This is a genomic window from Mastigocladopsis repens PCC 10914 (assembly GCF_000315565.1).
Taxonomy (GTDB): domain Bacteria; phylum Cyanobacteriota; class Cyanobacteriia; order Cyanobacteriales; family Nostocaceae; genus Mastigocladopsis; species Mastigocladopsis repens.
The window spans coordinates 664,697-679,545 of the sequence record NZ_JH992901.1 but is presented as its reverse complement, the minus strand read 5'-3'; the positions used below and the strand labels follow the sequence as shown (position 1 = coordinate 679,545).

At 43.4% G+C, this 14,849-nt stretch carries 14 protein-coding genes; 11 read left to right on the top strand and 3 right to left on the bottom strand.

Going from position 1 to position 14,849, the window contains the following annotated elements:
- Nucleotides 1-304: 304 nt before the first annotated feature.
- The 3 genes from MAS10914_RS0105195 (at nucleotide 305) to MAS10914_RS0105185 (ending at nucleotide 1,580) form a co-directional block, all read left to right on the top strand.
- Nucleotides 305-676, top strand: coding sequence for a HesB/IscA family protein (locus MAS10914_RS0105195; protein ID WP_017314845.1), 372 nt, complete (start codon nucleotides 305-307; stop codon nucleotides 674-676).
- A 218-nt stretch (nucleotides 677-894) separates the two neighbouring features.
- Complete coding sequence (locus tag MAS10914_RS0105190) at nucleotides 895-1,194, top strand: 2Fe-2S iron-sulfur cluster-binding protein (protein WP_017314844.1); 300 nt, start codon at nucleotides 895-897, stop codon at nucleotides 1,192-1,194.
- A 134-nt stretch (nucleotides 1,195-1,328) separates the two neighbouring features.
- Entirely contained in the window at nucleotides 1,329-1,580 is a 252-nt protein-coding gene (locus MAS10914_RS0105185; RefSeq protein WP_017314843.1) for a FeoA family protein, read from the top strand.
- A 444-nt stretch (nucleotides 1,581-2,024) separates the two neighbouring features.
- On the opposite strand, the gene MAS10914_RS0105180 is transcribed toward MAS10914_RS0105185, so the two are convergent.
- Complete coding sequence (locus MAS10914_RS0105180) at nucleotides 2,025-2,234, bottom strand: TOBE domain-containing protein (RefSeq protein ID WP_017314842.1); 210 nt, start codon at nucleotides 2,232-2,234, stop codon at nucleotides 2,025-2,027.
- A gap of 227 nt (nucleotides 2,235-2,461) precedes the next feature.
- Between MAS10914_RS0105180 and MAS10914_RS0105175 the strand changes: the two genes are divergently transcribed.
- Nucleotides 2,462-3,118, top strand: a complete 657-nt coding sequence (locus MAS10914_RS0105175; protein WP_017314841.1) for a class I SAM-dependent methyltransferase — start codon at nucleotides 2,462-2,464, stop codon at nucleotides 3,116-3,118.
- Between the two features lie 220 nt (nucleotides 3,119-3,338).
- Here MAS10914_RS0105175 and MAS10914_RS29625 read toward each other — a convergent pair whose 3' ends face one another.
- A complete protein-coding gene (locus MAS10914_RS29625; protein ID WP_232224109.1) occupies nucleotides 3,339-4,151 on the bottom strand; it encodes a DUF4142 domain-containing protein in 813 nt (270 codons plus the stop codon).
- A gap of 676 nt (nucleotides 4,152-4,827) precedes the next feature.
- On the opposite strand from MAS10914_RS29625, the gene MAS10914_RS0105165 reads away from it, so the two are divergent.
- The 6 genes from MAS10914_RS0105165 to MAS10914_RS0105140 all read left to right on the top strand — a co-directional run bounded on the left by MAS10914_RS0105165 (nucleotide 4,828) and on the right by MAS10914_RS0105140 (nucleotide 13,226).
- Nucleotides 4,828-5,580 (top strand): winged helix-turn-helix domain-containing protein, encoded by a 753-nt coding sequence (locus MAS10914_RS0105165; protein ID WP_017314839.1) that lies wholly within the window; start codon nucleotides 4,828-4,830, stop codon nucleotides 5,578-5,580.
- 40 nt (nucleotides 5,581-5,620) lie between these two features.
- Entirely contained in the window at nucleotides 5,621-6,934 is a 1,314-nt protein-coding gene (locus MAS10914_RS0105160) for a sensor histidine kinase (protein ID WP_017314838.1), read from the top strand.
- A gap of 10 nt (nucleotides 6,935-6,944) precedes the next feature.
- Nucleotides 6,945-7,631 carry a phosphate signaling complex protein PhoU gene (gene phoU / locus MAS10914_RS0105155; RefSeq protein ID WP_017314837.1) on the top strand — a complete coding sequence of 229 codons (687 nt, stop codon included), beginning with the start codon at nucleotides 6,945-6,947 and terminating at the stop codon, nucleotides 7,629-7,631.
- Between the two features lie 409 nt (nucleotides 7,632-8,040).
- On the top strand, nucleotides 8,041-10,290 hold the full coding sequence (locus MAS10914_RS0105150; protein ID WP_017314836.1) for a PhoX family protein: 2,250 nt from the start codon (nucleotides 8,041-8,043) through the stop codon (nucleotides 10,288-10,290).
- A gap of 536 nt (nucleotides 10,291-10,826) precedes the next feature.
- Nucleotides 10,827-11,438, top strand: a complete 612-nt coding sequence (locus MAS10914_RS0105145; protein ID WP_026082342.1) for a Crp/Fnr family transcriptional regulator — start codon at nucleotides 10,827-10,829, stop codon at nucleotides 11,436-11,438.
- 153 nt (nucleotides 11,439-11,591) lie between these two features.
- Nucleotides 11,592-13,226 carry an iron uptake porin gene (locus MAS10914_RS0105140; protein ID WP_017314834.1) on the top strand — a complete coding sequence of 545 codons (1,635 nt, stop codon included), beginning with the start codon at nucleotides 11,592-11,594 and terminating at the stop codon, nucleotides 13,224-13,226.
- A gap of 133 nt (nucleotides 13,227-13,359) precedes the next feature.
- Here MAS10914_RS0105140 and MAS10914_RS0105135 read toward each other — a convergent pair whose 3' ends face one another.
- On the bottom strand, nucleotides 13,360-13,614 hold the full coding sequence (locus tag MAS10914_RS0105135) for a hypothetical protein (RefSeq protein ID WP_017314833.1): 255 nt from the start codon (nucleotides 13,612-13,614) through the stop codon (nucleotides 13,360-13,362).
- 136 nt (nucleotides 13,615-13,750) lie between these two features.
- Between MAS10914_RS0105135 and MAS10914_RS0105130 the strand changes: the two genes are divergently transcribed.
- Nucleotides 13,751-14,353, top strand: coding sequence for a DUF3318 domain-containing protein (locus tag MAS10914_RS0105130; protein ID WP_017314832.1), 603 nt, complete (start codon nucleotides 13,751-13,753; stop codon nucleotides 14,351-14,353).
- Nucleotides 14,354-14,849: the final 496 nt, after the last annotated feature.

Here is a 14,849-nt window from a genome sequence, read left to right as displayed (position 1 = left end):
TTTGCGTCAGTGCAAAAATCCCCAATCAAATCTTGCAGCTGCTGGCTATATCGATTGCCTTAATCTGTCTGATTCTAAGCTTCATTTTTTCACCAGTGCCAATTGAAGTGCTGATTGTGATTGCTTTACTCATTACCACTAGACAAATTCACACTTTGAATCACAACACAACAACTACAGCGGTTTGCAATTGGGTGAGGTACATAAAGAAATAATGAACCACAGATGGACACAGATGGACACAGATAAATTAGTACTTCATTCAATTGAGTTGCGCTGTAATTTCAACTAATTAGGAGGTTTGATGACGGTTACTTTGACGGAAAAAGCAGAATTTCGCCTACGGGCATTTCTGCGGGGTTCTGCACCCGAAATCAACACGCCAACTAAAGGTATCCGCATCTCTGTCAAAGATGGTGGTTGCAGTGGCTATGAGTATGCAATGGAAGTCACAAGCTCGCCGCAACCAGATGATTTGGTCAGACAGCAAGGTACGGTGCTAGTTTACATGGATGCTAAAAGTGCGCCGTTATTGGAAGGGTTGGTTATCGATTTTGTAGAGGGAGTGATGGAAAGCGGGTTTAAGTTCATCAATCCCAATGCAACTGATACCTGTGGTTGTGGAAAATCATTTAAAGCGGGTGACTGTTCGCCTGCGGGTGTACCTTGCACTTGAGAGAGTAGGGAAGCCACTGCGTTGCGGTAAGACCAGTACTGTCTCCCTCTGCTCTCCCTACTTCCCCTGCTCCCGTTCGCGCTGCGTGTCGCAAAGCGACTCAGCTTGCCTTAACCCGGCAATTTTGGGTTGGTCGAGTACTAGTCTTCCCCCGCCCCCACACCCTTGAAGCAATAAAACCAAAACCTAACTGTATCGCGTGTCAGAAGAATCACAAAATGGCTACATACCAAGTTAGATTAATCAGCAAGAAAGAAGGTCTGGATACTACGATTGAAGTTGATGAGGAGACAACTATCCTAGATGCAGCTGAAGAAAGCGGTATTGATTTGCCCTTTTCTTGTCACGCAGGTGCTTGTTCTAGCTGTGTTGGTAAAGTTGTTGAAGGTGAAATCGACCAATCTGACCAAACATTCTTGGATGACGAGCAAGTATCGAAGGGTTTCGCTCTACTTTGTGTAACTTATCCACGTTCTAATTGCACAATTAAGACTCACCAAGAACCGTATTTGGTCTAGTTTTTATTTTGTTGCATTGTTTTTATCTCTAAGGAAATATATTTCCTGACTCATGTAGAGACGTAGCATGCTACGTCTCTACAATCTTGATTAAAAAGGTTTGGATATACCAGAAAATAGATATTTAGTTATTAATGTTTTACAAATTTAGTGTCATCGGTTCCTCATTAAAATTGCTGAAGACGGGAGAGCAAGGAATCGTCAAATTCTGCAACATTAAGGACGAAAAAATTCTTAGAGAACTGATATCAATGGGGTTAAGACCAGGAATTTCCATCACTTTAGAACAGCGAGTTCCTTGTTTTGTTATCAGAGTAGGAGAAAGACGATTAACACTAACTCGGGAAATTGCTCAAAGAATCTATGTCCGGATTGATGATCACTGAACAAATGAGGAAGTCGTAAAATTATGATTGAAAATACCGCCACGCGCCACCGACCTTTGGTTTCCGGTCGTGTTTAGCCATCACATGCTTTAATAATTTGCCCTGGAATCGTGATTGATAGCTTACCATTGACTCATGGGCTAATGCGAGCAATTTTAGATTTAAGATTTTAAATTGGACATGACGCAAAAAAGGAAGAAGGGAAAAGGTAATATATATTACCTTTTCCCTGACACCTATACCTAATTGCTCATCTCACATCCAAAAACCAAACAACTGAGAAATCCTTCGATAGAGATAAGAAGTTGCAGGGGAAAGTCAGCCACTTTCTCAAGCAACAGCAACTATCATGCTAATAGTAGCCTCTTGTAAGGAGTATTGTCGTCCGTGAATTTACGGGGATAACGATCAAGCCTAGAAATCTGTTAGCTTCTTCTCATGAGATTAATCAACAGCTACTATGACATCTGTTGCCTTAATCACTGCATATGCTTGCTTACCTTCTACAAGTCCAAGTTTTTCTGATGAGGATTTAGTGATAATTGCCACCACTTCTACCCCAGGCGTAATTTCTAAAGTCACCTCACTATTAACCGCTCCAGGTACAACTTTTTTCACAGTTGATTTAAAAGAATTACGGGCGCTAATTTCCATCCTTAGTGAACCATGTATTTGTTATTTATGCGTATATACTAGCAAAGTATTATGTTTATATCTTTAAAATCAATTTTCTTTAGATTTAATTGGTAATATAGTATTTAATATTATGAAATATCCATATACATATTCCTAATTTTTCTACCAATTAGTGGAGCATGTATAGGTAACATCTGCTTATATCTACATGAGTTAATGGTTCAAAACACAAGCTTGTATATATTATGTCAGAATTCAATAATTATCAATCTAAGAATAAAATTTTTGAGCGCGATTGGTCGGCTTATTATAATGCTGTTGTAGCTCGTCCGCCACGAGACACCCTACTCGAAGCTTTAGCACGTTTTGACACCGAAAACCTCAACAAAGACGGGACACCTATGCAACAGCCGCAGTTTGCGGTTGACTTGGGCTGCGGGGAGGGGCGAGATACAGTAGAACTCTTGCGTCGGGGTTGGCGGGTTTTGGCTATTGATGGTGAAACTGAAGCAATTGAGCGTTTATTAAAACGTCCAGATATTAATCGCCAACTTCTGGAAACTCGCATTCTTTTCTTTGAAGAGGTAGTACTACCAGAATCAGTAGATTTAGTAAATGCCAGCTTTTCACTACCCTTTTGTCGACCAGAGTCTTTCCCTATTTTATGGCAAAAGATTCTTTCATCTTTGCGTTCTGGCGGTCGCTTTTGTGGACAATTGTTTGGGGAACGAGATTCTTGGGCGATTTATACTTCCATGAATCATCATACACGCCAACAAGTAGAAACCTTACTGCAACCTTTTGAAATAGAAATGTTAAAAGAAGAAGACCATCCTGGAAAAACAGCTATAGGGGAAGAGAAACACTGGCATCTTTTTCAGATTGTTGCTCGGAAAAAGTAATGTTTTTATCATACAAAACCATTGCAAGGCAAATCAATAGGGACTGCCTACCCATTCATCATTAGATAGATATTGCCCCAATACTGTTAGGTTAAGGCTTGTTGATAACAGTTGCAAACGAGTAGAGATGTGCCACGGCACGTCTCTACAGAAGTTATCGGTAGGTAGATTATCTTATCCGAACTGTATTGGATAGTGCCCACCGTATCCTTACTACTGGTTAACGTCCTGTACCTGGAGTTCCTGTACCTGGAGTTCCTGTGCCAGAAGTTCCTGTGCCTGGAGTTCCTGTGCCTGGAGTTCCTGTGCCAGAAGTTCCTGTGCCAGAAGTTCCTGTGCCTGGAGTTCCTGTGCCAGAAGTTCCTGTGCTTCCTGCCATGTTCTGTGCCATTTGTAGGTGGTCGGCAACGATTGGAGCAATCTTACCTGCAAACGCTGTCAACTCTGGGTCTTGTCCCTGCTTGAGGTAATTTTGGTAATTAGCTAGAGTTTTATTATGAGCTTGAACCTGCCCTTGCATATATGCTCGGTCAAAATTTGTACCATTTAGCTTTGTCAGTTTCGTCAACAAGCCTTTGTTTTCCTTGCCAACGTCTTTTGGTAGAGTAACACCCTTGTTCTGGGCTATTTGTGTGAGTTGTTGGCTCGAATTTGTATGCTCTTGAATCATGCGCTGTGCATAGTCTCTCACACTTTGGTTTTTAGACCGTTTGAGTGCCAATTGACTTGTTTGGATCTCTGTCTGGTCACTTTGCGCTGCCTTAGTCATGAATTCTCTGTCTACAGCAGTGAGCGAACGATTAGGACTGGTGGTGCGAGGAGAAGACGTGTTACCAGAAGAAGGTGTGGTATTAGGAGAAGGACTTGGTGTCTTTTGTGAGCTTTGGGCAAGAATGGACTGACTAGAACTGTCAGAAGAATCGAAATTTGAGTTGGCTTGTACCATTCCTGGGAAAACAACTAAGGTACTTACGCTAGCGACTCCCACTAAGCTGCCAACAAACTTTTTCATTAACCGTGTGTGATTGTGCATAGTATTTACTTGATACTTTAATTGTGTCTGATGAAAAGGTAACTACTGTAGTTTGTTTAAACTTCTACCTCAGGAATACCCTCGTGTTCCATCTGTAGAGTGACTTTAGAGTTATTGGTAACAAGGTTTCCTAGCAATCACGGTAGATGCTCACTCACTCAAATTCACAATACTTGTTAGCATCTCCCGGCTTTTTTCGTTTCTTTGATAACAGATAACAATTTTACTCAAAAGCTAATCACCTAATTTTAGGTCTATTAAGTCTACTAGTTAAGTCTTTAATGAAAACAGAACAATGCGTTAAAAAAAATGACTCTGGTTAGCGCTTATTTTTGTAGTTTGCTGTAGTTTATTTATAGGTGTAATGGGTGCGAAAAGTTAGCAGATGTCTGAGCCAGACTTTGATACTAAGGTGGATGACCCTGCATACATTAATAAGCATCGTAAGAGGATGTCTTGGCTGTGGATATTTTTCGTATTTTCAACGCTTAAGAAGCAAAGCTGTCAAAACACAATTGCTAGCTTTGTGTAGCATTGGTTTATAATAGACATATTAATGTTGCATATGTTACAAATTGCAAAATTAAATATCTTCTCTTTTTAGAGAAAGAGTAAATACGCTGAAATTCCATAATTAATATTGATACAATCACACCCACTTAATTCTGTGATATCAATGTATACTAGTGAATCGACCAAGTATCCTCACACAGCGGAAATCGGACAAAGAAGCCGCATTCTAGTAGTGGAAGATGAGGATCTCATCAGGGAAATGCTTGTTCTAGCTTTGGAAGAGGAAGGTTATGGAGTGGTAACTGCCGCTGATGGGCGGTTAGCTGTAGAGTATCTTAAAAGTTATGAACCCAACTCAGGAGAGGTTTCCTTTGATCTGGTTATTCTTGATTTGATGCTGCCTCAGATCAACGGATTAGATATATGCCGCTTGCTGCGATATCAAGGAAACCCAGTACCAATTTTGATGCTGAGTGCTAAGGGGAGTGAAACAGACCGGGTTCTGGGGCTGGAAGTGGGAGCAGATGACTACCTAACCAAACCTTTTAGTATGCGTGAGTTAGTGGCTCGTTGTCGGGCTTTGCTGCGCCGTCAACGCTTGAGCAGTTTGCCCCAGCTACCAGTACTGCAATATAAAGATGTCACTTTGTATCCCCAAGAATGTCGGGTGCTGGTTCGCTCTCAAGAGGTGAATTTGTCACCCAAGGAGTTTCGACTGCTGGAACTGTTTATGAGCTATGCCCGTAGAGTGTGGTCGCGGGAGCAATTGTTAGATCAAGTTTGGGGACCAGATTTTGTCGGAGACAGTAAAACTGTGGACGTTCATATTCGCTGGTTACGGGAAAAATTGGAGCTAGACCCCAGTCGTCCAGAATATATTGTGACTGTACGAGGTTTTGGCTATCGATTTGGATAGTTGTTAGTTTTTAGTTGTTAGAGAACAACTAACAACTCTAATGCTTATATTGGGATTTTTAGTGGGTTTAGCGGTAGGCGTAAGTTTTTGGGTGTGGCAACAGTTTCAACTGAATCGCTACCTAGCTCAAGTATTGCGACCCTTAACCGCGCATTCTTCTGATGTGGCGCTGCTCATTCCTAGCTTGCGGCACGAATTTGGACTAATCAAGCAACAACGGCAGCAATTGCAGCAGTTGCTTCAAACATACGAAAATCTGCTAGAGTTTGCGCCAGTGGGGTATTTGCAGGTGGACGAAGAAAATCAACTGCTCTGGTGTAATGAGCAGGCGCGGAAAATGTTGTATCTGCAAAGGTGGCAACCAGGGCAAGTGCGCTTGTTACTAGAGTTAGTACGGTCTTACGAACTTGATCGCTTAATTGAGAAAACTCGCGATCGCCAAAAGCCACAGGTTAGGGAGTGGGTGTTTCATCCATCTTACGAAAATGCTGCGGCAATATCAGAAGTAAAGCCTCTGATGTTACAAGCGACAAGCTTACCCTTGCCCAATGGACAAGTGGGAGTCTTTATAGAAAACCATCAGCCTTTGTTGGATATGAACCAAGCACGCGAACGTGCTTTTTCTGACCTAGCTCACGAACTGAGAACTCCGTTAACTTCGATACGTCTAGTTGTCGAAACATTACAAAACCGCATGGAACCGCCCTTGGATCGTTGGGTAAACCGCCTCTTGCAGGAGGTTGACAGATTGATTCACTTGGTGCAAAGTTGGTTAGAGTTAACTCAACTGGAAACCAACCCGACCATTCAACTCCATCGGCAAAGAGTGGAAGTGCGATCGCTGATTCTGTCTGTGTGGGAGACTTTAGCACCCCTTGCACAGCTACATCAGATTCAGATTGCCTATTCGGGTCTAGAAAATATCTGGATCAATGCCGATGAATCTCGCATTTACCAGGTGTTTCTCAACTTGCTAGACAACAGTATCAAATACAGTCAACCCAGTACAACCATTCTCGTTCAAGCAGAAATCATTCCGGGACAGAACAATCAGGAACCAACAATAGAAATTAACATCATTGACTCCGGAAGTGGTTTTTCTCCAGCAGATTTACCCCATGTGTTTGAGCGCTTTTACCGAGGGGATCAAGCACGCTCCCGTGTAACAACCTCAGAAAGTCATTCGGCTACAGGAATTGTTGGTAGTGGTTTGGGTTTGGCAATTGTCCAGCAAATTGTTCTGGCTCATGGCGGTTCCATAAAAGCTATGAACCATCCGAAGACAGGGGGAGCATGGTTGCAAATTGAACTACCTGGCATCATGGCAAATTCTAACAGCCAAGATTATATTTAAAGATATCTTCATGTTTGAGACTACAAGTGTGAAAGTCCCCCTCTATAGTCCCAATCCTGAAAGACCCCAGCTGGCTCGCGAGATTAGGCGCTTAGAGCAAGATGTATTGCGTATGGGGGCTTTGGTGGAACAATCATTTCGTATGAGTCACCAAGCCTTGTTCGCTCGCAACCTGACAGCAGCTGAGGCACTTCCTGTCTTAGATAAGAAAATTGATCGCTTTTATAGACAAATAGAATCAGACTGTACGGCAATTATGACGCTGCAAGCTCCTACAGCTCAAGATTTGCGTTGTTTGAGTGCCTTTATGCAGCTTGTGCGCGATCTAGAACGCATTGGCGATTATGCCAAGGATTTAGCTGAGATTGCAATGAAAATCTTTCCCTATCCGCCTCATCACTCTTTACCCGAGATTGCAGTCATGTCTCACCATGCTCAGGCAATGTTGGCAACGAGCTTAGTGGCGTTGGCAGATTTAGATGAAGTCAACGGACGAGGTATAAAGCAACTCGATGATGCTGTGGATACTGCTTATGAACAGCTTTATCAGACTTTAGCTCATCAACGGTACGACCAGGGTGTGGTCGAGCCTATTTTGCTGCTGGTATTAGCAATTCGTTGTTTGGAACGCATGGCAGACCATGCGACTAACATCGGTCAACGTGTGGCATATATTGTGACTGGTCAACGGGGTTAGATATTTTTGAAGAAATTACGGTATGTATGGGGACAGTCCGCTCAAGTCGCTTAACCCTTTCGGCAGTCGCCTGCATCGGGAAATCCTCCTGCATAGCGCTGCCTCACCAGATGGCTTCCCTCCCTGATCCCCACTAGATGAAGAGCGTTACCCCATCAGCTGACAACTCTTTCCTAATTACTACTTTAGATAGATGTCTGCAAGATGGTTAAATATTACACATATTATTGTGATAATCATTTCGCTTGCAGAGCCTCAAAACGCATCCCCACGGTGTCAAATATTTGTTAAATAGCGAACATTTACAAAAAGCTTACCTATTCTTAAACTTTGAGCCTTAGATTAGGCAAAGATAACGTGAAAGTTGTGCGCTATCCAACAGATGGCTTAGGTGTAATCGATAAAGCAAATGAGTATCACACGTCGGGATTTCCTGCTGTTGCTAGGAAGCAGCGCAGGTGCAGTAGCGCTGAATTCTTTGGCAGGATGCGAAAAAAAAATCGCAGTGCAACCTACCACAAAAGAACTCAAGGCAGCATTTGCATTTCAACCAATTAAAGGTCCGATTCCGTTAGAAACAGCCGGGTTCCGACCAGAACAGCAAAAAGAGCAATACAGTAGCTATGAAGTGCTGGATGATTTGGTATTGCCACAAGGCTTTCAGTACCAAGTCATTGCCGCATGGGGTGATAAAGTCGGTGATTCTCGTTTTGGTTACAACAACGACTATCTCTCTTTTGTACAAACCGGCGAGAATGAAGGATATTTGTCAGTAAACTTTGAATATATCAGCGCCATACCTTGGATGCAAACTTACGAACAGGTGATTGGGAAATCACTGCCGTTTACAGAGGTCAAAGCAGCGCTCAAAGAAAACAAATCAGGAAAAAATGAGATCAATGCCAACTCTTTGCCAGACTCAAACCCGATCAAGGCGAAAATACGGGAGATTAGCAAAGAAGCACTGCTAGACCAAGGGTTGGGGATTATTTCGATTCGCAAAACAGCCGATGGAAACTGGGAACGGACTAATTCCAAAGCAGATAGACGAATTAGCGGGATTTCTGGTTTAGAGGATGGGCGCTATCTCAAAGCAACCGGACCTGCGGTGGCGGTTTTTCGTAAGAAGCAAGGATTGGGATATATAGATAAGTTAGGCGATCGCATCATTGGTTCTTATGGCAACTGTGCGGGTGGAACCACACCTTGGGGTACAGTCCTTAGCGCTGAAGAAAACTTTCAGGCACAAGTCCCAGAACCAGTGTATGCTGATGGCACGTCCTTTGACCCCAGCAAGCGACCTTTCGCTTTAGGTGATGAGGAACTCTTCGGACAAGGTAACGTTTTTGGATTAGCAGGGAATAAATATGGTTGGATTGTCGAAGTTGACCCCGCTAATCCCAACGATTACGGAACCAAACACACTTGGTTGGGACGCTACCACCATGAAGCGGTAGGTGTACGCGTGGAGGCGGGGAAACCCCTGGCTTTTTATTCAGGGTGCGATCGCCGAGGCGGACACATTTACAAATTTGTCAGCCGTGACAAGGTCAATGATCCCAAAGACAAAGCCAATTCCCGGTTACTGTCTCAAGGAATGCTCTACGTTGCAAAATTCAACCCTAATGGCACAGGTCGTTGGATACCTTTACAAGCTGACACACCTATCAATCCAGACCTTCCCAGCACGATTGCTGGAAACGTGATTCGCTTGCCAAAAGGTCCGGCAAAAGAAGCTCAACAGAAAGGAAGGCAGGGTTTCCAGCCGTTACCAAAACGGGCCGAAGGTGGCGATTTTGAAGTCACCAAGGACGAGGAAATTGGTCAGTACAAGCAAAGGTTTAAAAAACTAGGCGACCTTTACATTGGTAATCCTGAAGAAAAACAAGGTGCAATTCTTATTGACGCTCACTATGCTGCCAATGCTGCTGGTGCAACCTGCACAGCACGTCCTGAAGATACAGAAATTGCTCCCAATGGTGACTTGTATATTAGCTTCACCTCCGGTTCTCCCGATGATGAAGGGGGTCCAGACATACGAGTTTTCAAGGGTCCTAAAGACGAAACTCCCTACGAGTATGGCTGGGGAATGCGCCTGACAGAAGAAGGTAACAATTTAGGAGCAACTACCTTCCGCTGGCAAATGGTAGCTACTGGCGGTGAGCCGTCTTCCGGTGGAATGGGTTTTGCTAATCCGGATAATTTGCTGCTGGATAACAACGGCAATGTCTGGATGGTAACAGATATGTCCACCAGCAAAATGAATAAATCTGTAAAAAGTCGCACAAACGATCAGGGAAAACCTGCAAATTTATCTGGTTTGTTTGGCAACAACGCCCTCTGGTACATTCCTACAAGTGGAGAGAATGCAGGTAAAGCTTTCTTATTTGCAATTGGACCAATGGAGTGCGAAACCACAGGACCTTGCTTTGCTTTAGACCAGCAAACAATGTTTCTTTCCATACAACATCCCGGAGAAGCCAGTGGGACTCGCAAAAATCAGGCGTCTGAGAATAGAGAATTTCTCATCTCTACCACGACTGGTGAAGAATTTTTACAATCTCGTCAAATCCCTATTGGTTCCAATTGGCCCAGCAAAAATCCTGATGCTCCGCCTAAACCAGCAGTTGTTGCTATCTCAAAATCCTCATCGAGTTGACAAATATATCAGTAGAGGCTAAAATTCTCTGCTGCAAGCCTTTATTTTTCTACACAGATAAAATTACTTTTTATACACGTAATCTTTGTTTTTCTATCATTTCTTAATAAATCGTTAGAAATAAAAATAACACAAGGAATCAACTTTACATGAAAATGATTTTATGTCACATAAAAATGATTCTATGTCAAATAAAAATCAATAGTATGCTCTGAACACTGCTTAACTGTATTGCGTTTTCTTCCTCACTTACCACAAAGCAAAGTCCTACACTTGTCAAGTGTTTACAGCAAAAGCAAGTTTATTTGTCAGTAATTACCACATTTACCAATCATTAATAGTCAACCAGCTCAGTAAGCTTAAGCTACCAAAGTCTCCCAAGTGCTGAATCTACCTTTTGGTTAAGCTTTATGCCTAGGAGCACCATTGTAATATCCCCCGGAACCAATTTCGTGACGAGGCAACGTCTGAAGCCAAATACCGCAAGTATGGCTCAGACAGGCTTTCAACCCATCAATCAATTTTTACAAAATCTCATGATGTATTCTACAAGTCGTACACAAAATCTTGCCCAGGCTCAGAACTCTTCTACTGGACAACTACCACAACGACTATTTGCACGCCGCGAAATTATCCCAGCACGCAATGATGTATTGTGGCGGATTGAACGTGGAGCAGTTCGCACATTAACCTGGAGTGAAGATGGAACGTTTATCACTTTGGGTTATTGGGGAACTGGAGATCTGGTTGGTTATCCTTTGTCTAAAGTCAAACCATACCAAATCGAATGCTTGACTAGCGTGGAAGTAACCGTAGTCCCGCCTCATCTGTGGAATCAAGATGTCAACGCCTTATTGTCTCACATCCAACAGGCAGAAGAATTACTTAGTATCGTACACCGTAAACCAATCTCCTTACGCTTATGGCAATTTTTGGTTTGGCTAAGTGAAAAGTTCGGTCGTGATGTAGATCAAGGAAAGCTCATCGACCTCAATGTCACTCATCAGGAGATGGCAGAAGTGTTAAATACAACAAGGGTGACAGTAACTCGATTGCTTCAGCAGTTTGAGGAAGAAGGATCTCTGTTACGTTACAAACGTCGCATGATACTACATTCGTCAAATTTGTCAAATAAAGGATGCAAATAGCTTTGAAGAAAAAGAGTGAGCATTAACTTGTTTTAATCGCCACTAACATCTGGTACAATTCTCGAAGAAAATCATTAGTAAATTCCCAAAAAACTATGTATTTTAGGGGGTTGTACCATGATTAAGTCGGTAGGTGTGAGTGATACATAAATCATGAAAAAACTATCTAAGAACTTTCTAAAGCTAAGTCCAGTTGTTGTCGCCGCCACATTTTTCGCAGCAAACAGCGCTTTTGCTGGAGAAGTCAAAGAACAAGTGACCTCCGTTTCCCAGTTGACAGAACAATCTGACAACCTTGGTCAGGTGACATCTGTTTCTCAGTTTTCTGATGTACAGCCAACGGACTGGGCATTCCAAGCATTGCAGTCTCTAGTAGAACGCTATGGTTGTATTGCGGGCTATCCCAACGGAACCTATCGCGGTAACCGTGCATTGACCCGTTATGAATTTGCGGCTGGTTTAAATGCTTGTTTGGATCGAGTGAATGAACTGATTGCAACAGCTACCGCAGATTTGGTAAGGAAAGAAGACCTGGCTACATTGCAGCGCTTGCAAGAAGAATTCTCCGCTGAATTGGCAACCCTGCGCGGTCGTGTTGATACCTTAGAAGCTCGGACTGCTGAGTTGGAAGCAAATCAGTTCTCCACTACGACCAAACTGGTTGGAGAAGCCATTTTCAATCTATCTGACACTTTTGGTAGCGATGAGCAGGCTGTTCCCTCTGGTGTTGACCAAGACACAGCTGATGATGTGGAATCTAACACCATTGCCGCTAACCGTGTTCGTTTGAACTTACTCACAAGCTTCTTCGGCTCAGACCAGTTGCAAACCCGTTTACAAGCTCGCAATATTACCCCCTACGATGAAGATGTAACGGGTACTAACATGACCCGTCTAAGTTTTGACGGAGATAATGGCAACGATATTGAAATTGACAAACTGAACTATGCCTTTAACCTAGGCAATGCTATAGCCGTCAAGGTTGATGCTTTTGGCGCTGAGTTATACGAAAACATCAATACCTTTAGCCCCGACCTCGCCAGTTCTGGTAGAGGTGCGGTATCCCGTTATGGTCGCTTCAGCCCCATTTATCGCCAAGGTGCTGGTGGTGCAGGTGCGACATTAACCTTCAATCCCAAAGGACCTATCTCTTTGTCGGCTGCTTATATAGCTGACAGAGCTAACGATCCTAGTGATGGGTCAGGTCTTTTTGATGGTGGATATGCAGCTGTCGGTCAGCTATCCTTCCAGCCTAGTCAGGTATTCAATATCGGTTTGACTTACGCTCACACCTACCAAAACCAAGGAGATATTAGCCTGTTTGACTCCACAGGTAGTACTTATGCAAATGACCCCTTTGGTGGTGCTGCTCTGACTGCTAACCACTACGGCGTAGAAGCTGCCTTCAGACTAAGCCCCAAAATTACAATTGGTGGTTGGTATGGTTATAGTGAGGCAGAAGCAAAGAGCGGTGCTGCTGAAGGAGATGAAGCAGAATTTAACTACTGGGCTGCTACTCTTTCTTTTAGAGACTTTGTTAAACAAGGTAACGTACTTGGTTTTATCTTTGGTAAACCACCCAAAGCAAGTGAGAACGATTTCGTCCAAACAGACGGTGTTCGTCGTGAAGATGAGGACACATCTTATCACTTAGAGGCGCTGTACAGACTGCAACTCACTGACAATATTGCTGTCACCCCTGGTGTTATAGTCATCTTCAACCCAGAACACAACAGCGATAACGACACCGTCTACGTCGGTACACTGCGTACCACCTTCACTTTCTAAAAATAGCCCGACAGCAACCCTTACCCTAGAAGGGTAGGGCTATGCAAAAAAAGCCTGCCTACGCAGGCTTTTTTAGTATGACTAACAACTCTTGACTCTTGAGATTTATTGGAGGGCGATGGCAAAGCCGCTGCTAGCGATCATCCTCAGGACGCCGTTCTTTGGGGCGATCGCTACTCCAAGCCCACCATACACAACCACAATGACACTGGTAAAACTCCTGCCATTTCCGACGATAGTCTTCCATCATCACAGGCGAACGACGATTTATCCAGACTTGTTCAGCTTCCAAGCTACTTGAGCGACAGTTAGGACAGCAAAATTCATAAGCATGTATTGCCGTGTTTGTCCATTCAGGTGGGGTTGGAGCAAAAGCATCGATAGTCATTATTATTCTTCATTAGTTGCAGTAATCATCAAAGACCATACAAAGTGGTTAGACTTGTGGTTGCCATTAAAGCCAATAAACCAGGTATTCTTAGCATAAGCATATATTAAAAGGTTTATGAAAGCTGATAGCTAACATGGAACCAAACGTTGAAATTCGCCGTTTGCTAGATGTGATGCCTGCTTCTGGTCGAATGATGACAAAAATCGTCAGCAAGCCTGAACAGGCAAAAGTGATTGATGCTTCCGTTCCATTGCCTTGGAATAAGGAACGACCAATCTATATTAATTTGGATTTATGGCGTCGCCTGACGAAACCCCAACGCGATTTGTTACTATTACGGACTGTCAGCTGGTTGACAGGAGTCAAGTGGTTTAAACCTGACATTTATCAAGGTGTGGCGATCGCTGGTCTTTTGGGCGCTTTCGTAGAATCAGCCCAAGCAGATGCAGTAGGTGTGGTTGTAGCTAGTGGATTAACTACGCTGGCTATAGTTCGCATCTGGCGGACTAACCACTCCCAGCAAGTAGAGTTAAATGCTGATGAAGCCGCCATCCGTGTAGCACAACGACGTGGTTACTCGGAAGCAGAAGCAGCACAACATCTGTTATCTGCAATTGAGGCTGTGGCAAAAATAGAAGGACGTTCTGCATTAGACTTTACTGAATTGATTCGCAGCCAAAACTTACGAGTCATTGCTGGTTTGTCACCGGTGGGTGTTCCCCAAGACTTCCAATAAGGTAGAGAGTAGAGAGTGGGGCGCTGCCTGGTCTTCGTGGTTCATTCTTCATCCCCATTTTATGCCAATACGGTTCAGTTAAGGATTTTAGTTGTATTCCCGTTTTCTGTAGAGACGCGCCATGGCGCGTCTCTACAATGTGGTTTTGACCCGGGTTCTGGTCTTATCTGAACCGTATTGCATTTTATGCAACGCCTAAAAGATTTGTAGGATGTGTTAGGACGTTCGTCCTAACGCATCTTCAAGCATATTTGTTGCAACGCCTTTTATGTAGTGCGATCGCGCGGAGCGCACTGCCCAAAGGGCAATCGCCAGTCATATCAAATCCGGTAGCATTTGAATGATAAAAAACCGCTCCAGACGCTAAGAACGCACCAGCGAGAGGAAGGAGAAATCATTATAGCTATAATTTATCTAGTTTAGTTGCGGAATTTGAAACAAAAGCGATGGTTAAAATGTCGGCAACTTAGACTTATAGTACGAATATTTTCCTGAT